The sequence below is a fragment of the Pseudomonas sp. GGS8 genome (assembly GCF_024168645.1).
Lineage (GTDB): Bacteria > Pseudomonadota > Gammaproteobacteria > Pseudomonadales > Pseudomonadaceae > Aquipseudomonas.
Window position 1 is genome coordinate 4339599 of record NZ_JALJWF010000001.1, and the last position, 20237, is coordinate 4359835.

A 20237-nucleotide genomic window follows, 5' to 3' on the forward strand; every position below is an offset into this window, starting at 1 on the left:
TCCTTTCAACGATTTTGCTCGGGGTTCCACTGCGCGTACCGCTGTCCACGCAGGAACTGCCATAGGCCGATACTCATCCCGGCAAGGGTCACCAGAAAGAATGCGGCGAGGCGAAAGGGTTTGGGCAAACGGTGTTGCACATCCAGCAGGCCGGCGACGGCCACCGCATAACCGAGCAGTTGCGCGATCAGGCTCAGGCGATAGAAGCCATGTACGTTCCACAGCCAGAAGTTGCTCAGCAACAACGGCAGCAACAGGATCGGTACCAGGCGTCGAATCAGTTTGTGGCTGATCAGCGCAATCGCATACAAGCCATGGCGCCAGGGGTTCAACAGTTCCCGACGCTGGGCCAGGCTCTGCAGACCGCCGACGGTGATGCGCAGACGACGGCGCCATTGTTTGTCGATCTCATCGACGCCCTGGTCGATCACTCGGGCTGTGGGCACATAGACAATGCGTTTGAGCGCCACTGGCGCGCAGGTACTGATAAAGAAATCATCGTTGACCTCCGCCGGCACGTTCTGGAACAACTCGCGGCGCAGGGCGAGCAGGGCGCCGTCGGCGGAGACCATGCAGCCGGTGCGATTTTCCACCCGGCGCAGCCAGCCTTCGTAGTGCCGATAAAGGCTGTCGCCCAGGCTCAGGCCCTTGCCCGTCACCGGGATCAACATGTGCCCGGCGCAGGCGCCGACCTGTGGGTCGGCCAGGGGCGCGAGCAACTGGCGGAGGGTGTCGGTCGACCATTGGTTGTCGGCATCGGTAAACACCAGAATCTCGCCCGTGCTCAAGGCGACGGCGGCATTCAAGGTAGCCGTCTTGCCCTGACGGGGCAGGTCGAGCACGCTGATGCGCGGGTCGATGACCTTGTGGGCGCAGGCCACGGTGTCGTCGGTGGAGCCGTCGCTGGCCAGAATGATCTGTAGCGAACGCGCCTGATAATCCTGGGCGAGCAACATGCGCAGCTTTTCTTCGATGTACTGGGCTTCGTTGTGCGCGGCGATGACGATGCTCACGTTCATCGGTTGCGCTGGCTCATAACGGCGCGCCGCAAACAACGGCGAGAGCAGTGTCAGCAGCAGCGGGTAGCCGAGCCAGGCATATACCGGCAATAACAGGCACCACCAGAACACGAATTCAGCCACGGGCGGGTCTCCTGGCATTCCAACGACAAAGGCTCAGGATGAGCGCGGCACCCGCCAGGTGCAGACGCACCCAATGCAGGCCCCAGAGTTGCAGCATCAGGCGCAGGTCACGGTGTTTCAGGCTTTGCCGCAGGCTCTGGGCGAGCGCTGGCAGGCTGGTGACGAACAGCATGAATAGCGCCAGTCGGGGGAAACCGTTGAGCAGGGCGGATAGCGCCGTGAAATCCAACACCCAGGCAATGATCGACAGCATCGGGAAACGCAGTAAGCGCAGATTCATGCCGTGGCTGCGCAGTAATTGCAGGTGACTGCCCTGACGCCAGAACTCCTTGCCCATCCATTCGCGCCAACTGCTCTCGTAACCCCAATGCAGGGCAACGCTCTGGTTGACGGACAACAGGCGTGCGCCGGAGTGGGAAAGACGCATGGTGAAATCTTTGTCTTCGCCGGTGCTCAGGTTTTCGTTGAAGCCGCCGACCTTGTCGAACCATGGACGACGCATCAACAGGTTGGAGCTGGGCAGCCATCGCACGGTTTTCACCGTTTCATCGTTCGGGCGCAACGTGCGGCGTTGCCAGGCATTGGCATACCACGGGGCTTCGGCCGGGGTGTGCAGGTCCAGTCCCAGGACGTCGACCTGAACCGCGGGTTGGATGCTCAACAACAGCGTGAGCCAGTCTTCGGGCATCTCGATATCGGCATCGATGAAGCCCAGCCATTCGCCTGTCGCCATCGCCGCCCCGCGATTGCGCAAGGCGCCGATCCGCAGTCCGGGCAGCACCAGCACCTGCGCCCCGAGCTGGCGAGCGATGTGCGGACCCTGATCGTTGGAGCCGTTATCGACCACGATCAACTCGCATTCCATCCCGGCAGCCTGCGCGGCTTTTTTCGCGGCAAGCAAGGTACGGCCGATGTGTCGGGCCTCGTTGTACATCGGGATGGCGATGCTGATGCGGTTCATGCCCTGGCCTCCGTCGGCGGACGTTCTTCAGCCTTGAGGCGCAGTACCCAGGTCAGGGCGAGCATGATCCACAGGTACTTGTGATTCGGTGCGCTGAGGAACATCAAAAACAGGGTCAACGATAGATAACTGATGCCCAGGTGCGTGATCAGGTCGGCCTGCTCCCAATCCCGTCGCAGCATCCAGGCGTGACGGGCACGGACCAGGTTGTACATCCCGAGGCCCAGCATGCCGACGAACAACAACCCGGCGGGAATCCCCAGTTCACTGAAGATTTCCATGTAGGTGTTGTGAGCGCGACGGTACAAGTCGCCGGGCTTGCGGTTGGCGGAAAACACCTTGGCGTAACCGGAGGTGGCGTAGTGCAGCGGGAAGGTGCCGGGGCCGCTACCGAGTAACGGATGCTCACGAATCATCTGGCCGCCGACCACAAGGTATGACGTGCGGCGGCCGAGGGATTCGTCCTGGCTTTTGGCGCCTTCTTTCAAGACGCTCAAGGACTGGATGCGCTTGAGGTAACCGGCCGGCATCGAATAGATCCCCACCGGGATCACGAGTGCAAGGCCGAGCATGGCAAAACCCAAGTGGCGCGGCCGGATGCGTGGCAGCTGCGCGCGGTAGTGCCAGGCGCCGATCATCAAGCTCAGGAACAGCACCACCAGCCCGGAACGGGAATCGGTTTTGGTCATGCCGCCCAGCAGCAAAATGCAGCAGCCGCCCCAGAACAATCGGTGCAACAGATTCGGGCCGCGGATCACCAGCAGCAGGCCCAACGGCACGGCGAAGGCAATCAGCAGGGCAAACGAGTTCGCGTCTTCCAGCAGCCCGGCGGCACGGCCCTGGTCCTGATACTTGGTGGAGAACATGGCCAGCACAGAGGTCGCGGCGACGCTGAGAGTCACCAGCCGGGCGAACAGATCGAGGTTCAACTCACGGCCGATCAGCAAGGTGATCACAAACAGAACCATGCCGACGCTCATATCCCGCAGATGACTCTGGGACATGTCCATGCTGTCGGTATTGATCATGCTCAACCCGTACAACACGATGAAGCCGATCAGGTAGCGCCAGATGTTGCTGCGCAAGCGCTCGGACGGAATCTGGTGAATGGCCAGTTGCAACATCAGGATCAGGGCCAGTGACGCACCGATGAATTTGGTGCCCGACAACGCGTTGCCCTTGAAGAAACCTTCGAACGGCACCAGCGCCGCGATGCCCAACAACCCCCAGGCGGGTTTTCGGTAGAGCACACCAACAGCGACCATGCCCAGCACCGCGCCTGGCGCCAGATAGGGGTAAGGGCTGGCCAGCAAACCGAGGCAGACCAGGGCGAGCAGACTGACGATCGAGAGCGGAAAGATCATGCGCGTGCCTCCCGTGCAGTACGGATATAAAGCTGCGACCAGCGTTCGGCCAAGGCCTTCAGGTCGTAACGGTCCTGTTGCGTACGTCTTGCGTTGTCGATCAGTTCGCGAGCCAGTGCCGGCTCACTCAGTAGCGTGTCGAGCTGTCGGGCGAGGGCGGCACTGTCGGTGGGGGGCGCCAGCAGGCCGTTGTGCCGATCCTCCAGCACATCGGGCACCCCGCCGACGCTGAACGCCACCACCGGCACTCCGGTCTGCATCGCTTCGAGCAAAATCATCGGCGTGCCCTCGGTGCGCGAGCTGATCACCAGCGCATCGAGTTGCGGCCACCAGCGGTTCATGTCGGTCTGATAGCCCGGCAGGGTGATGCGGTTGTGCAAGCCGGCAGCGGCAATTCGCGCCAGCAGGGTTTCCCGTTCCGGGCCGTCGCCGAGCATCACCGCGTCCAGTTGCGGGTGTTGCTGACACAGCGGAATCAGCGAATCGAGAAACAGGTCCGGGCCTTTTTCATGGGTCAGCCGACCGACGTAGCCCGCAAGCCAGCGCGGGTGTCTGGCGTTGTGGGGCAGCAGGCCGTTGGCCGTTGGCAGACCATTGGGAATCACTTGCAGCTTCTCCGTTCGAACACTGGCCTTGCGGTGCAGCACCGCGATGCTTTCGGCCACGCAAACCACTCTATTCACCGACGCCGTGCGGCACAGTTGCAGGCTCAGCCAGCCGTAGAAGCGTTGCTTGCGACTGCGCGGGGTGAAACCGTGTTGGGTAATCACCAACGGCAAGTCCAACAATGTCGCGCCGACCCAGCCAAACAACAGGCCTTTGAAATTGTGCGTATTGATCAGCGGCTGTTCAGCCCGCCGATAACGTAAATGCCCCAGCAATTGCCCCAGCCCCGTGAAAGCGCGGCAATCGACCCCGGCCTCGCGGAACCGGTCGATCAGGGCCGGCGGCGCATCCAGAAACAGCACCTGATGGTGTCCCGGCGTCGCCAGGCAATGGTCCAGCAACATCCGCTCAGCGCCATAAAAGCCGCCGCTGCTGATCAAATGCATGATCGGCAGCGCGTTGGCGCTGAGCGGCCCGTTCAATGGCGCACCCAATACATGAAGCTAGGCACGGTCCAGTTCTTGTGCGGGTTGTTCGGCAGAACGTCCTGATCGTTGATCACCAACAGCACCGGCAATCCCAGTTCATGGGTGATTTGCGCTGGATGTTTGAAGCTGTGATCGAAGAACTCACGCACGTAGACGAAGGCAATCGCCAGCAGCAGACCGGTCAGCATCCCGAACGGAATGATCAGCAGCGGTTTGGGAAACGCCACCTCGGACGGTTCGAACGGCGGGCTGAGCACCCGGGCGTTGGACAAATCGCTGTCCAGCGCGCGGGCGGTGCTGCTTTCGGCAAAGCGCTGGGCGTAGGTGGAGAACGCCGCGTGCAAGGCATTGATCTCGGTATCCATCTGCTGCAACTTGCTCTGCGCCACTTGCAATTGGTGGATACGGTTCTTGAACTCGGCGATGCGCGCGGTTTTCTGGTTGATCACCGAGGTGACAATGGCCAGGTCGCTGGTGCGCTCCTGAATCCGGTTGCTGACGATTTTCAGGAACTGCTGACGGGTGCGGGTAATTTGTTCGCGGGCCAGCAGCATCGGTTCGCTGCCCGGCTGGAACACCGCCAGGTCGTTCATGTAGCGACTGACTTGAGTCGTCAGTTGCTCACCGATCTGCCGGATCTCCCGGTCTTCGAAGGCAATGTTGTCCACCGTGGTGGTGAAGGTGAAGGGGAAGGTGTAGTCGTTGAGCCGAGAGGTATTGTTGGCCGCCGCCAGCGCGGTTTTCAGGTAGTCGAGCCAGCGCTGGCTTTGCAGCAAGCGATCCTGATACTGGTTGAGGTTCTCTTCCTCGGTGTTGATGGCGTTGAGGCGGAAGGTGATTTCTTCCTTCGGATCGGACGCGCCGATCTTTTCGAGTAACGCCAGTCGAGTGCCTTCCAGGCCATCGAGCCGCACCTGATACTGCTTCTTCTTGGTTTCGTAGAAGCTCTGTGGCAGGTCGATCGATTGCAGTTCCTGACGGCTGGCCAGGTAGTTTTGCAACATCGTCGCGACAAACCGGGTGCCTTGGGCCGGGTCGCTTGAGCTGTAGATAATGGAGATCACGTTGGAGCCGGGCAGGGTGTCGATCTTCAGGTTATCGATGGCTTCCTGGGTGAAGGTATCCAGGGTGGTGTCCCGCACCGGATCGATTGCAAGCCCGAGCGCGCCACGCACCGGATTGATCACGTATTCACGCAAGGGGTTGGTCACGAAGCGCTGGATCGGTACGGTCACCAGTTTGTTGAAGGCCCCGGGGTTGGGCGTGTATTCGCCTTTGGCCTGCAGGTCACTGATGGTCTGACGGATCAGGGCCGGCGAGCGCAGGATGTTGCTCTCGGTTTCCATGTCTGCCAGTGACGGCGGAATGAAAGAGGCGTCGCCCTGGGTCAGGGATGTGGTGGCGTCTCCCTGAGAGAGTTTTTTGGACTGCACGAGCACCTGCGCTGTGATATCGAAGCTCTGTTTGAGCACCAACGGCAGGAGCAGGGCGATCACTGCAAAGCTCAGGAAGATTCGCTTCACCAACCGTTTGTTGGCGAAGAAAATCCTGAAGAACTCATGCAGGTAGTTTTCCTTTGGATTCATGATGGGTCCCCTGAGAGTTAGTTGCTGCCGCTGCTGCCTTTGTTGTCGACACGGTAGGCGAAACTGAAGCCCACCCCCTGAAACAACACCACGTCCGCCAGTTGCCGTGCGAGCTCGCCGGCGCTGGCCAGTTTGGTCTTGGGCACATAGAGCATGTCGTCCGGTTGCAGGTAAGCAATCTGCGACGCGTCACCGGACAAGGCTTTCTCCACGTCGTAGTGCACGGCCTGCACCTGGTTGCCGTTGCGGCGCATGATTACCACCGAATCGAGGCGCGCCTTGATGCTAGTGCCACGGGCCAGGGTTAACGCTTCGAGCACCGAGACCGGGCGGCGAATCGGGTAGGAACCCGGCTGCCCGACTTCACCCAGCACATAGATTTCGTTGCCCGACGTGGATTTGAGCATGACGTCGACCGTCATCCGCCCCGGCAATTGCGCATAACGTTGATTGAGGAACGTTTCCAGTTGGTTCACGGTCATGCCTTGCAGCGGCACGGAGCCGATTTCCGGAAAGCTCGCATAGCCGTCGTTACCCACGGTGATCTCCCGGCTCATGCCGGTGGCGGGGTGGTTCAGGGCGCTCTTGAGGTTTTGCTCGTTGCTCAGCGGGCTGGTCACGAGCACCGTCAACTGGTTGCGATTGGGCTGGAACAGGGCTTTGCGGTTATAGGCGCGCTGGATTTCATCCCGCGCTTGGACCGAGGTCATCCCGCCGATTTTCACCGAGGTGTTGGCCCCCGGCAGTTCGATGGTGCCATCGGGCAGCACCAGTTGCGTGCCGTTGAGCTGGCTGGCCGCGGTGAAGTTCAGCGCGACCTGGTCACCGGGCTGAATGCGGTAAGCCTCCGAGCCACTGGTACTGACGTGGAAGATCACGTCCAGCACGTCCTTGGGCCGCAAGGTCTGTTCGACCTTGGGCATATCGGTGGCCTGGGCGTTAGCCGGCTCGGCCGTGAGGATCTGCACCGGCATGTTCTGGGTTTCATTGGTGCTGGAGCAACCTGCAAGCGGCAGCAACAGCAGGACAAGCACTTTGGCGTTCATGACGTCATCCTTCAGGTGGTTGCTTACAGGTTTTTGTAGAGCCATTTGGGCATGTAGTACTTGCGCCGGTTGAAGACGCTGCCCACCAGTTTTGCGCCGGCCTGGGTCAGGCGCTGGGCCGCGGCCTGGGCCACTTCCCAGCGGGTGTCTTCCGCGCGCACCACCATGATCACGCCGTCCACCAAAGTGCTGATGACCAGGGTGTCGACGGCCTCATACACCGCATCGCCGTCGATCACCACGAAGCGATACCGATCGACCAACTGTTCGAGCAACGGGCTCAGCTGTTCGCTCGTCAGGTGCTCGGCGCCGCGGATGTGCCGCCCGTACGGCAAGATGTGAAAGGGCAGGCTGGAGACGGTCACCAGGCAGTCCTGCAGCAGCGGCGGGGAGTCGTTGAACAGCAGGTCGCGAAAGCCGCGCTCTTTGCTCAGCCCCAGCTGTTGCGTGAGGTTGTCCGCCGACTGGCTGGCGTCTACCAGCAGCACTTGGCCGCTGCTCATTGCCGCCAGTTGGCTGGCCAGCGCCAGGGCACAGGTGGTGGTGCCCGTGCCCGCGTTGGCAGCGGTCAGAAAAAGGATCCGCAGATCCAGGTCGAGCACGGTCGAGGTCAGGTTGGACTCGCTCGGGCTGGCGATGGTCAGGCTTTTATTCGATGAACCGTCCATTTAACTCGCTCCGTGGCCGTTGAATACAATGAAGGGGGTTTTCAAAAGAATCTTCAGATCAAGCAACAGGCTCTGCTCGGCGATGTAGGTGAGGTCCAACTCTACGCGCTGGTCGAAGTCGATATTGCTGCGCCCGGAGATCTGCCACAGGCCGGTCATGCCGGGGTAGATGCTCAGGCGTGCAAGGTGGCTGTCCTTGTAACGACGGGCATTGAATGAGGTCGGTCGCGGACCTACTAAACGCATGTCGCCGCTCACCACATTGATCAGGTTGGGTAATTCATCGAGGCTGCTGCGCCGCAGGAAGCTGCCGATGGGGGTAATCCGCGGGTCGTTGTCGATCTTGAAGTCGATGGCGTCGGCGCCGTGCTTGTTCAGATGCCGCAGGGACTCCTTGAGCTCCTCGGCGTTGGCCACCATGGTGCGGAACTTGTACATGCCGAACATGCGGCCGCGGTAGCCGGTGCGTTTCTGCACGAACATCACCGGCCCCGGGCTGCTGAACTTGATCGCCAGTGCCAGCCCCAGCAATACCGGGGAGATCAACAGCAAAATCACCATTGCACCGAGGCAGGCGAACACTCGATTGGTGCGCGACAGGGTCCAGGGCCGACCACCGTTGCGGCCGGTCACCCAGCCGTGACCCTGCACGTGAATCGCCTTGTCGAGGCGCATTCGGTGCTCGGGATCCAGGCGGTTGTCACGTTGCATGTGATCGAGCAACATGCCTTTTTCATGTCCAGTCATAGAGTCCTCCGCTAAAGCCCGGCCATGTATGGCGTGCGGGCGCTACGCAGTGGGTAGTAGTCACGGAACCAGGCGATGAATCGTCCGAGTCCTTCATCCAGCGCTATCCGTGGCTGGAAACCGATGGCCTGTGCCAGGTCGCTGGCATCGGCGCAGGTGTTGAGCACGTCGCCCGGTTGCTGCGGCAGCAACTCGACGAGGGCCTTTTGCCCGAGGTGCTTTTCCAGCAGCGCCAAGTAGTCCTTGAGCGCTACCGGCTGCTGTCCGCCAATGTTGTAAATGCGCCATGGCGCCATGCTGCTGGCCGGGTCCGGTTGCTCGCGGTTCCAGTCCGGTGCCGGCTGGGGCGCGCGTTCGATCAGGCGGGCGATGCTCTCGATGATGTCGTCGATGTAGGTGAAGTCCCGTTGGTGCTGGCCGTAGTTGAACAGTTTCAGCGGCTGCCCTTCGGCAATCGCCCGGGCGAACTGGATCGGCGACATGTCGGGCCGACCCCAGGGGCCGTACACGGTGAAAAAACGCAAACCGGTGCAGGGAATGCCGAACAGATGGCTGTAGCTGTGGGCCATCGACTCGTTGGCTTTTTTGGTCGCGGCGTACAGCGACAACGGATGGTCGACGTTGTCCTTGACCGAATATGGCGTGTGCTGGTTGGCGCCGTACACCGAACTGGAGGAGGCATAGAGCAAGTGCTTGACCGGGTGATGACGGCAGCTTTCGAGGATGTTGAGGAACCCGCTCAGATTGCTGTTGAGGTAGGCCCGGGGATTTTCCAGGGAGTGCCGCACCCCGGCCTGGGCCGCGAGGTGAATCACCACTTCCGGTTGTTCACACTCAAACAGTGCGTCGAGGGCCTCGGCATCGGCCAGGTCGACTTTTGCGAGGGGGAAATCGCCGACCTGCTCATGCACCCAATTCACGCGGTCATGTTTGAGCTGCGGGTCGTAGTAGTCATTGAAGTTGTCCAGCCCGAACACCTGATGCCCGTCGCGCAACAGCCGCAACACACAATGGGCACCAATGAAACCGGCGGCTCCAGTGACGAGTATCTTCATGATCGTGGCGCCCCGGGAACGATGTGTCGAAGCCCGATGCCGCTGTAGTGCAAACCGGCTGCCGCCACATGTTCCGGGTTGTACAGGTTGCGGCCATCGACGATCACCCGCGCGCGCAGTTTGCTCGCCAGCAGTTCAAAGTCGACCACACGGAAGTTCTTCCACTCGGTGCAGATCACCAACGCATCGGCATCTTCCAGAGTGTCATCGCGGGTGGCGCACAGGTGCAGGCCATTGCGGTAGCCGTAGATGCGCCGGCATTCGGACATGGCTTCCGGATCGTAAGCCTGTACGCTCGCGCCTTCGGCCCATAGCGCCTCCATCAGATAACGGCTGGGGGCTTCGCGCATGTCATCGGTATTGGCCTTGAAGGCCAGGCCCCAGATGGCGATGGACTGACCGGCCAGCCCATTGGGGAATTGCGCCTTCAGTTTGCTGAACAGGATGTGCCGTTGGCTGTCGTTCACATCGGTGACGCTGCGCAGCAGACGCAAGGGCATGCCGTGGTGTTCGGCGGTGTGCAACAGGGCGCGTAAATCCTTGGGGAAGCACGAGCCGCCGAAGCCGCAACCGGGGTAGATAAAGTGGTAACCGATGCGTGGGTCGGAGCCGATGCCTTTGCGCACCGCTTCGATGTCGGCGCCCAGCAACTCGGTGAGATTGGCCAGTTCGTTCATGAAACTGATACGGGTGGCGAGCATCGCGTTGGCGGCGTACTTGGTCAGCTCGGCGCTGCGGTTGTCCATGAACATCAGCTTTTCACGGTTGCGGCAGAACGGTGCATAGAGTTCGCTCAATTGGCTGCGCGCTTCGTCGTCATTGGTGCCGACGATGATCCGGTCCGGGCGCATGCAATCGGCCAGGGCACTGCCTTCCTTGAGAAACTCCGGGTTGGACACCACTCGCACCTTCAGCGCACTTTTGCCCCGGCGTTGCAGCTCTTGACCGGCAGCGCTCGCCACCTGGTCCGCGGTGCCGACAGGCACGGTGGACTTGATGATCAGGGTGCGATCGGCCTCCATGAAGCTGGCGATCTGCCGGGTTACATTCAGGACATGGCTGAGGTCGGCGGAACCGTCTTCATCGGCGGGTGTACCCACCGCGATGAAAATCAGCTCGGCGTGTTCGACCGCGTCGCTGGCCTGAGTGGTGAAGAGCAGGCGACCGGTCTTGATGTTGTCTTCCAGAATGCTGGGCAGGCCCGGTTCGCTGATCGGAGGCACGGCATGCTGCAGTTGTTTGATCTTGTTGCAGTCAACATCCACGCACAGCACGCGATGCCCGACATCGGCCAATGCAGCAGCTTGAATAAGGCCGACGTAGCCCGTACCAAATACGCTCACGTCCATACTGGCGTGCCTCGTAAAACGGTGGATGTAACTGAAATGAGACTGTCAAAAGGGGTATAGCCCAGCCTTGGGAAAGCGTGTCAGCAAAATGACGGGTAGCGCGGGCTGGAAACCCTGATTTCACGGGCTATTTGCTATCAAGTGCTTGCCGTTGCTGGATTTGTCGCGGTTTTGAGGGCTTGCTGAGGTTTTCAAGAAAACGATAAACGGTCGAAAGGCTTGTATTACAAGGGTTACAGGCGTTTTTGCGTGTCAGATTTGAGTCAACGTTTTTTTGACGCTTTTGGCAAAAAACCGGCATTTCTTGCGCTTCCATGACTTGGTGCTAGTGTCAGAAAATGGCTGACAATCATTGGTTTCCATCAGCTAATGACGGCCATGGAGGTACTGCACCACCATGATCCGATACCTTAAGGAACTGTTGCTGGTTCTGTATTTACTCAAGAGTTACGACTATTACCTCGATCGTCTCGACGCATTGGGCATCGGTTTGCCGATGTTGCTGTATGGCGGGATGTTCGTGGTGCTGACGATCGTGCTGTTCATGACCGCGTACATACGACAGACGTTGATCCGTCATTTGTTCGCGCTGGCGATGTTTGGCTCGGCGGTTTTCTTTGACGTCTATACGCATGTGACCGCCAGTTACCTGACTTACAGCAGCTTTGTGTCGCTGGTGTATTCCGGCGGGTTCATTCAGGAGGCGGCTTACCAGTACCGCAATGCGATCATCAGCGCGATGGTCAGTGGCTTGTTGTTGCTGTTGGGTATCGGGCTCAAGCCGCGTCGACGGCTGCCATTGTCGGGACCGCTGTTGGTGGCAGCGCCGGTGCTCGGCGTGCTGCTGCTCAGTGTCGTGCTGTTCGTGAGGGCGGGCGAGGGCGCCCGTGGCTTGCCGATCATGTACACGCCGTTGGCCTATCTGAATCTGTTTACCTATGAAGCGCTGCACAACACCGTCGGCCCGCGCGAACCGGTGAGCCTGGCGCGTGTCGATCAGCCGGTGAGCCACGACATCGTACTGATCATCGACGAGAGCATTTCCGGTAACTACCTGGACATCAACACGCCGTTCGGTGTGCACAGCAACCTCAAGCAAACGCATCCGGGCGTGGACATCTTCAATTACGGCTACGCCGCGTCCATCGCCAATTGCAGCGCCGACACCAACGTCACCCTGCGCTATGGCGGCACCCGCACCGACTACATGCGGATCAACACCACGCTGCCGTCGATCTGGCAGTACGCGAAAAAGGCCGGGCTGCGTACGGTTTACATCGATGCCCAGCGCACGGGCGGCAACTTGCAGAACCTGATGAACAATGCCGAGAAGCAAGACATCGACGAGTTCGTGCAATTCGACCAGACCAGTGTGCGTGACCGTGACATGGCCGCGGCAGCCAAGCTGATCGATCTGCTCAACGACAGCACGCCGGAACTGGTGGTGATCAACAAGGTCGGCGCGCATTTCCCCGTGAACGACAAATACCCGGACGCGTTCATGGCTTACCGCCCAACCTTGCCTCGGGGGCAGTTTGTCGAGGTGGCGGACACCGGTAAGCGCGATGGCTTCAACGGTCAGCCGGATGATTGGGTGCTGTACCGCAATGCCTACAAAAATACTGTGCTGTGGAATGTCGGAGAGTTCTTCGCACGGGTTTTCGCCCAGGCGGATTTACGCAATGCGCTGCTGATCTACACCTCGGACCATGGGCAGGATTTGCATGAGCGCGGTAACCCGGGGCTCAACACTCATTGCGGCAGTGATCCGGTGGAGGAGGAGGGGTTGGTGCCGTTGGTGGTGATTTCAGGCAGTGATTTGAAGACCCTGGACTGGCAAACACAGTTGCCGGCCAACAAGGATCACTCCAGTCACTACAACATCTTCCCGACGTTGCTGCAGTTGATGGGCTACGACCTGGCCGGGATCGAGGCGGTGTATGGCAAACCGTTGAGCGTGTCGACGGCGGATGACTTCACCTTCAACTATCGCTTCAATGCGCGGCTCGGCGCTGTGCCGGCGTGGAAGTACATTGACCTGAACAGCATTGTGACGCCGGGGGCGGCGATGCCGAGTGTGGCGGTGGGGGAGTGAGATGTTGAGTGATTGAGCGGGCCTCTTCGCGGGCAAGCCCGCTCCCACAGGGGGCGATGGTGTACGCAAGGTTTGGGGACACCTCAATCACCTGTGGGAGCGGGCTTGCCCGCGAAGGCGTCAGACCGCTCAACCAAAGATTATCGGGTGTACTCTCTCTATCCTTGCCCCACGCTCATCAAAGAGAGTTTCCCTTCATGCTCCACGTCCAGGGCGTCTTCAAAAGCTACACCACCCCCCAAGGCCCATTGCCGGTGCTGCAAGGCGTCGACCTCACGTTGAAACCCGGCAGCAGCCTGGCGCTGATGGGCGAATCGGGCAGTGGCAAAAGCACCTTGCTGCACCTGATCGCCGGCCTGGACAAGGTTGATCGCGGCAGCATTCGCAGCGGTGAGCATCGGCTGGAGCAGATGAACGAAGGCCAATTGGCCCACTGGCGGCGCACCGAAATCGGCCTGGTGTTTCAGCAGTTCAACCTGATCGGCAGTTTGCGGGTCGAGGATAATCTGGCGTTTCAGGCGCGTCTGGCCGGGCGCCACGATCCGCGTTGGCAGGCGCATCTGGCGCAACGTCTTGGGTTGCTGGATCTGTTGCAGCGCTATCCGGAACAACTGTCTGGCGGGCAACAGCAACGAGTTGCGCTTGGCAGGGCATTGGCCTCACAACCGAAACTGCTGCTGGCCGACGAACCCACCGGCAGTCTCGATGAAGCCACCAGCGATGAGGTGTTGAAGTTGTTGTTGGAGCTGCTCGACGACAGCCCGACGACGTTGTTGATGGTCACTCACAGCCCAAGGGTCGCCGCTCGACTGGCGGAAAAAGTGGTGCTGCACGGTGGCCGTCTGGCTGGCGCGGACGAGCGCTGAAGTGCGGGTTTTTCGCGAGACATTGCGGGCGCTGCTCAGCCATTGGCGGCAACACCCGGTGCAATTTTTCAGTGTGCTGACCGGGCTCTGGCTCGCCACCAGCCTGCTGACCGGCGTGCAGGCGCTGAACAGTCAGGCGCGGGAAAGCTACGCGCGGGCCAGTCAGTTGATCGGCGGCGAACCTCAAGCCAGCCTCAGCGCGCCCGGCGGCGGGGTGTTCCCTCAGCAATTGTTTATCGACCTGCGCCGCGCGGGTTGGCCGGTATCGCCCGTGTTGCGAGGCCGGGTGACGCTCAAGGGCCATGAAGACCAGCGCTTGCAGTTGATGGGCATTGAACCGGTGTCGCTGCCGGCCGGTTCCGCAGTGGCCGGCCGGTCGTTGCCGATCGAGCAGGTTGTCGAATTCTTCACGGCCCCGGGCAGCACCTGGATTTCGCCGCAAACCTTGCAGGCGTTGGGCATGAGCGAAGGTGAAACACCGCTGGCCCAGAGCGGTATCACCTTGCCGCCCCTGCGTGCCCAACCCGACATGGCCCCCGGTGTATTGCTGGTGGACATCGGCTTCGCCCAGCAGATTCTGCAGATGCCCGATCAATTGTCGCGCCTGCTGTTGCCCAAGGATTTCACCGCGACCTTGCCTGATCGGCTCAAGGGCCAACTCCAGCTCATCAGTAGCGGCGAAGAAAACAATCTCGCGCGCCTGACCGAGAGCTTCCACCTGAACCTCGATGCCTTGGGCTTTCTGTCGTTCGTGGTTGGCCTGTTCATCGTGCACGCGGCGATTGGCCTGGCGCTGGAGCAACGTCGAGGCTTGCTCAGAACCCTGCGTGCCTGTGGTGTCAGCGCGCGGATGCTGATTGCTGGCCTCGCCGTGGAGTTGGGTGGTCTGGCACTGATCGGTGGTGTCGCCGGTGTGGTCAGCGGCTACCTGCTGGCCGGTGTGCTGTTGCCGGATGTCGCCGCCAGTTTGCGCGGCTTGTACGGCGCCGAAGTGCCGGGCCAGTTGAGCCTCAGCCCGCTGTGGTGGTTCAGTGGTATCGGTCTGAGCTTGCTCGGCGCGTTGCTGGCTGGTGCCAACAGTTTGTTGCGAGCGGCGCGTTTGCCGTTGCTGGCGCTGGCCGATCCACAAGCCTGGCATCAGGCCCACGCGCGCTGGTTGCGGCGCCAGGGTTGGGTCGCGGCGATGACTGCGCTGATCGCGTTGTTGGCGTTGATGTTCGGCGACAGCCTGAGCAGTGGCTTCGTGCTGATGGCCGCGTTGTTGATCGGTGCCGCACTGGCCTTGCCGGTGGTGTTGAACAGCGTGCTCAACCGAGTGCTGCGGCACAGTCGTTCGGTGCTCGGCCAATGGTTTGTCGCCGACTGCCGTCAGCAGTTGCCGGCCCTGAGCCTGGCCCTGATGGCGCTGTTATTGGCGCTGGCGGCGAACATCGGCGCCGGCAGCATGACCGCCGGTTTCCGCCAGACCTTCAACAACTGGCTCGAACAGCGCCTGACCGCCGAGTTGTATGTCAGTCCGCAAAATCCGGCCCAGGCTCGAGAGCTGCACAGCTGGCTCAAACAACAACCCCACGTCAGCGCGGTACTGCCGAACTGGCAAGTGTCGATCCAGTTGCAGGGTTGGCCGGCGGACGTCTTCGGCGTGATCGATCACCCGACCTATCGCCAGCACTGGCCGCTGCTGGAAGCCTTGGGCGACGACCCTTGGGAGCGACTGGCCAAAGACGACGCGCTGATGATCAGTGAGCAACTGGCCCGGCGGTTGAAGGTGCGCCTGGGTGATCACATGACCATTGCCACGCCCAATGGTCCATGGTCGCCACGGATCGTCGGGATCTACGCCGACTATGGCAATCCCAAGGGGCATCTGTTGGTCAACATCAATCACCTGCTGCGCGGCTGGCCGCAGCTGACACCCACCCGTTTCAACCTGCGCATCGCGCCGGCATCGATTCCCGCGTTCCTGACCGCGCTGCAAGCGCGCTTCGCCCTGGACGACAGCCGCATCGTCGACCAGGCCCGGCTCAAGGGTTGGTCCACACAAGTGTTCGAGCGTACCTTCGCCGCCACCGCCGCACTCAACAGCCTGACGCTTTGCGTCGCGGGCGTGGCACTGTTCATCAGCCTGCTGACCCAGAGCCAGAGTCGCCTCGGACAACTCGCGCCACTGTGGGCGTTGGGCGTGACGCGGCGACAGTTGATGCTGCTCAACCTCGGGCAAACCTGGTTGCTCGCTCTGCTGACGTTGGTGTTGGCATTGCCGTTGGGCATCACATTGGCGTGGTGCCTGGACACAGTGATCAACGTTCAGGCCTTCGGCTGGCGCTTGCCGCTACGGGTGTTTCCACTGCAACTGTTGCAGTTGATGGGCCTGGCCTTGCTCGCCACGTTGCTCGCATCGGCGTGGCCGTTGTACTCGCTGTATCGCACGCAACCGGCGGATCTGCTGAGGACGTTTTGTCATGAAGATTAAAGTCGGCGTGTTGTTACTGGCGTTGCTGAGCGGCTGTGACAACACGCCAGCACCGGAAAAAGGCTTCGCCGGTCTCGGCCATCAGGCCGCGGCATTTACCCCAGTGGTGCCCGGGCGAGTTTTCAATTTCCCGGCGGACCATGGCGCCCACGATGGCTTTCGCATTGAATGGTGGTACGTCACCGCTAACCTCAAGGACGATCAGGGCCATGAGTTCGGCGCGCAATGGACGCTATTCCGCAGCGCCTTGAAAGCGACGCCCGAGCAACCCGGTTGGGCCAATCAGACCATCTGGCTGGGCCATGCGGCCGTGACATCCGCCACAGCACACCATGCCGCCGAACGCTATGCCCGAGGCGGCGTCGGCCAGGCTGGAGTAAGCCTGACGCCGTTCAACGCATGGATCGATGACTGGCGCTTCAGCAGTCAGGCTTCCGATGAAAACCCGTTGGCAGACCTGCAAATCAGCGCCCGCGACAAGGCGTTCAGCTACCAGCTTCGACTGACCTCAACCCGGCCACTGGTGCTCCAGGGAGACAAAGGCTTCAGCCAGAAATCTGAACAAGGCCAGGCGTCGTACTACTACAGCCAGCCGTTTTTCCAGGCCAGCGGCACCCTGGAAATCGATGGCAAAACCTACACCGTCAACGGCCCGGCCTGGCTCGACCGCGAGTGGAGCAGCCAACCGCTGACTGCCAACCAGACTGGTTGGGACTGGTTCTCCCTGCACCTGGACAGTGGCGAACAGGTAATGCTCTACCGCATGCGGCAAAAGGACGGCGCGCCATACCTCACCGGCACCTGGATCGACGCTCAAGGGCAGACGCAGCGGCTGCAAGCCGATGACATCAGCCTCACACCGCAAGATACCGCCAGGGTCGCCGGGCGTTCGATGCCTGTGCGCTGGTCGATCAAAATCCCGGGCAAGCACCTCGAAATCACCATCGACGCCCTCAACGCAAAGGCCTGGATGGACTTGCGCATTCCCTATTGGGAAGGGCCGGTGCGGCTGAGCGGCAGTCATGGGGGGCAGGGGTATCTGGAGATGACCGGGTATTGAGTCGGAACTCTTGGCGCCACGCGGTTTTCCTACGTAATGAAGTCTATTACCGGAGCCTGCCATGGGCGACGACCTCAAACCGCCCGACCTTGCCCTCCAGTATCGAGCTGATCATTACTTGTCCGTATTGATTGTTTTTGTGGGGCGGTTGTATAGAAACAATCAATCTTAAGGGTAGAGCTGGTGGGTTTAAGTAGTTTGTAAGCGTTGTGTAAGCAAAGCCTTACAAAATTTCACGTTTATACATGAGGACATATCTGCCAAATGCTATTAAAATCCTTGCTGTTCGCCCGGTGTCAGGGCTCTTTACCGGTGCATGGATTGCCAGGCCATTACACTGGGCGAACACCTTCTTCGGGAGGTGCTGTTTAAAAGTTTCGGATATAAGAATGGGCGACCTTAGGGGGCGCCCATTTTTTTTGGATGTTAGAACCGGTCCGGGTCAGGCGAACGCCATCAACAGCCAGATTCTGGCGTCAACTTGAAATGGCATCCACTACCCGAGTGCTGGCCTGGCGCTGCTGTCGGTAATTGGCTGCTCGTTGAAGCACTCGGGTCAAGGATTGAAAGTTTGCCGGTTTGGTTAAAATGTCATCGGCTCCGGCGGCCCTGAAACGTTCAATCTCGCTCGAAAAAGCGTTCGCAGTGAAAGCAACGATATAGCAAGTATCGCTCAGTGGTTGTTTGCGGATTTCACGCATGGCCGCTAACCCATCCATAACAGGCATGTTGATATCCATGAAAATGACATCTGGAGTCGATGCCATACAATGATTGACCGCCTCCAGGCCATTTGACGTGAGGTCAGGCGTATAACCCAGTGCCTGTAACATCGCCAGAGCAACTTTCTGGTTAATGGGGTGATTCTCCACCAGCAGGATATCCAGTGGATAATCCTGGGCAAAAGAGGCGTCGAAACCAACCGCTGCATGATTGTTCTCGACGGGTATCTCCGAGATTGAAAAATGCTCCATGGGGAGTGAGAAGGAGAACGTTGATCCGACGCCAGGCTGACTGGTAAAGGACAAAGTCCCCTGTTGCGCCTCGACCAGACTCTTGCAAATTGAAAGACCGAGTCCACTCCCGGTAAAGCGTTGACTGGCCGCCCCTTTAAACTGGGTAAAAGGCTTGAACAGGCTGCTTTGCCGCGCCACGGGGATACCTATGCCGGTATCGTGTATGGAGAAGTCGAGATGGGCTCGAGGGCCGTAGCCACTGGTCGTGACCATGAGTGATACGTGTCCGGCTTCGGTAAATTTAACCGCATTGCCCAACAAGTTGATCAATATCTGGCGGAGGCAATCGCTATCGGCCTTGACCCACGGAGGTACGTCCAGTGAGACCTGGGCCTCAAGGGCGATTGGCTTGTCCTGAATGTTTTGCCGGATTATTTCAATACTGGATGAAACCAGTGCTCTCACGTCAAATACACGAGGCTTCAATTCAAGTTTGCCCGCTTCGATTTTTGCCAAGTCAAGAATGTTGTCGATAAGAGACAACAGGTTTCGTCCACTGGTATGAATCGTTTTTACCAAATTGTTTTGCTCGGGGGGCAGGCCAGACCCAGCCAACAACTCGGTCGCGCCGATGACCCCGTACATGGGGGTGCGGATTTCATGGCTCATGGTGGCTAAAAATCTGGTTTTGGAACGATCAGCGTCCTCGGCGGCATTTTTTGCCTGATTCAATACCTGTTCGTTTAATTGCAGTTGCTGAAGATGCGCACGCATGCGTAAAAGGCTGAAGGCGAGAAACACCAGAATGGCAAGGATGATATTGTGCAGGGACTCCTCATTAAGTTGGTGGTAGTAGTCCGCCAACGTCATCTCCGCCCCCACCACATAAACTGTCCCGTCCTGGGATCTCATTGGGACGAAGACGGCTCGAAAATCCCCCCAATGATCTGAGTAATCGATCCAGTTGGGCTCGGTGCGCTCGAAACTGTCGAGTAAAGCCTGACTGGCATCTGGATAAGGGTCGAAAAAGCGTACGAAATTCTGCTCTTGGATTTCTTTTTTTGATGCGCTGGAACTGACCAGATAAGCTTCTCCAGCGCGTTTGACCACGCTGTAGACAAAGGCGGTGCCCATAGACTCATTGAACCTGGAAAGCCGTTGAATGGCATCCCGGTCCTGTGCTTCCGTTTTCGACTGTTTGTCGATCAGATTGTCATGGTAGCGGTCGCCGAGGATGGCCGAAGCGCCCAATGCGGCATGCAGTAGCTTGCTATTAATCTTTTCGGTGAGATTTTTTTGCGTCTCGGCGTAGAGATAGTAGATATAGCCACTGACACCTACGATGTAGACAAAGAGCAAAGTCCATGTTTTCTGTTTGAATTTGAACATGCATCACAGCCTCCATACTGTCAGTTCAAGCATAGATTGAAGGCTGGCTGAAAGCCATCTTTCTCTATGAGGAAATTACTTGACCGGATGGCCAATTTTTTTGGCTTTCTGGGTGGTCACGATTTTGCGGAAGAGTCCACCGTGGCGGAAGTTTGAAGAATTTTGCTTCTATATCAAGAAACTTGCAGGCGATGTTTTAGCAGCCTCTTGTGAAATGCTGCGTGTATAAATTTGAGGGATGATATTAAACGTCGGATATAAAAATGGGCGATCCTGGAGTCGCCGATTTTTACTGGCTGAATTAAAGCTGCGTCCGTAACCGCCGCCCGACCACGTCCAGCATGCAGCACATCGACAGGCGCTGCGGTGTCGAGCAAGCGGGGAAG

15 protein-coding genes are annotated in these 20237 nt (G+C 59.5%); 4 read left to right on the plus strand and 11 right to left on the minus strand.

What is annotated here, in order from left to right; translation table 11 throughout:
- Positions 1-5: 5 nt before the first annotated feature.
- From J3D54_RS19575 to J3D54_RS19620, 10 genes are read right to left on the minus strand one after another with little or no spacing between them, the layout of a single operon-like run.
- Positions 6-1142 carry a glycosyltransferase gene (locus tag J3D54_RS19575; protein WP_253421704.1) on the minus strand — a complete coding sequence of 379 codons (1137 nt, stop codon included), beginning with the start codon at positions 1140-1142 and terminating at the stop codon, positions 6-8.
- A complete protein-coding gene (locus tag J3D54_RS19580) occupies positions 1135-2103 on the minus strand; it encodes a glycosyltransferase family 2 protein (protein ID WP_253421706.1) in 969 nt (322 codons plus the stop codon). The genes J3D54_RS19575 and J3D54_RS19580 overlap by 8 nt, the downstream gene beginning before the upstream one ends.
- The gene (locus J3D54_RS19585; protein ID WP_253421709.1) at positions 2100-3467 is read right to left on the minus strand and encodes an O-antigen ligase; all 1368 of its coding nucleotides are present in this window, start codon (positions 3465-3467) and stop codon (positions 2100-2102) included. The genes J3D54_RS19580 and J3D54_RS19585 overlap by 4 nt, the downstream gene beginning before the upstream one ends.
- Entirely contained in the window at positions 3464-4555 is a 1092-nt protein-coding gene (locus J3D54_RS19590) for a glycosyltransferase family 4 protein (protein WP_253421712.1), read from the minus strand. The genes J3D54_RS19585 and J3D54_RS19590 overlap by 4 nt, the downstream gene beginning before the upstream one ends.
- Positions 4552-6147 (minus strand): Wzz/FepE/Etk N-terminal domain-containing protein, encoded by a 1596-nt coding sequence (locus J3D54_RS19595; protein WP_253421715.1) that lies wholly within the window; start codon positions 6145-6147, stop codon positions 4552-4554. Before J3D54_RS19595 ends, J3D54_RS19590 begins: the two co-directional genes overlap by 4 nt.
- 17 nt (positions 6148-6164) lie before the next feature.
- On the minus strand, positions 6165-7193 hold the full coding sequence (locus tag J3D54_RS19600) for a polysaccharide biosynthesis/export family protein (protein ID WP_253421727.1): 1029 nt from the start codon (positions 7191-7193) through the stop codon (positions 6165-6167).
- 23 nt (positions 7194-7216) lie between these two features.
- Positions 7217-7861 (minus strand): CpsD/CapB family tyrosine-protein kinase, encoded by a 645-nt coding sequence (locus tag J3D54_RS19605; RefSeq protein ID WP_253421729.1) that lies wholly within the window; start codon positions 7859-7861, stop codon positions 7217-7219.
- The gene (locus tag J3D54_RS19610) at positions 7862-8608 is read right to left on the minus strand and encodes a sugar transferase (RefSeq protein WP_253421731.1); all 747 of its coding nucleotides are present in this window, start codon (positions 8606-8608) and stop codon (positions 7862-7864) included.
- Positions 8609-8619: 11 nt separating this feature from the next.
- The gene (locus J3D54_RS19615) at positions 8620-9663 is read right to left on the minus strand and encodes an NAD-dependent epimerase (protein ID WP_253421737.1); all 1044 of its coding nucleotides are present in this window, start codon (positions 9661-9663) and stop codon (positions 8620-8622) included.
- The gene (locus tag J3D54_RS19620; protein WP_253421740.1) at positions 9660-11012 is read right to left on the minus strand and encodes a UDP-glucose/GDP-mannose dehydrogenase family protein; all 1353 of its coding nucleotides are present in this window, start codon (positions 11010-11012) and stop codon (positions 9660-9662) included. The genes J3D54_RS19615 and J3D54_RS19620 overlap by 4 nt, the downstream gene beginning before the upstream one ends.
- A gap of 397 nt (positions 11013-11409) precedes the next feature.
- Here J3D54_RS19620 and J3D54_RS19625 point away from each other — a divergent pair, with 397 nt between their 5' ends.
- From J3D54_RS19625 to J3D54_RS19640, 4 genes are all read left to right on the plus strand, one after another.
- The gene (locus J3D54_RS19625; RefSeq protein ID WP_253421743.1) at positions 11410-13107 is read left to right on the plus strand and encodes a sulfatase-like hydrolase/transferase; all 1698 of its coding nucleotides are present in this window, start codon (positions 11410-11412) and stop codon (positions 13105-13107) included.
- A gap of 197 nt (positions 13108-13304) precedes the next feature.
- Entirely contained in the window at positions 13305-13973 is a 669-nt protein-coding gene (locus tag J3D54_RS19630; protein WP_253421751.1) for an ABC transporter ATP-binding protein, read from the plus strand.
- Between the two features lies 1 nt (position 13974).
- Positions 13975-16446, plus strand: a complete 2472-nt coding sequence (locus tag J3D54_RS19635) for an FtsX-like permease family protein (RefSeq protein WP_253426661.1) — start codon at positions 13975-13977, stop codon at positions 16444-16446.
- The gene (locus tag J3D54_RS19640; protein ID WP_253421752.1) at positions 16436-17506 is read left to right on the plus strand and encodes a lipocalin-like domain-containing protein; all 1071 of its coding nucleotides are present in this window, start codon (positions 16436-16438) and stop codon (positions 17504-17506) included. Before J3D54_RS19635 ends, J3D54_RS19640 begins: the two co-directional genes overlap by 11 nt.
- A 476-nt stretch (positions 17507-17982) precedes the next feature.
- Here J3D54_RS19640 and J3D54_RS19645 read toward each other — a convergent pair whose 3' ends face one another.
- Positions 17983-19851 (minus strand): ATP-binding protein, encoded by a 1869-nt coding sequence (locus J3D54_RS19645; protein ID WP_253421754.1) that lies wholly within the window; start codon positions 19849-19851, stop codon positions 17983-17985.
- Positions 19852-20237: the final 386 nt, after the last annotated feature.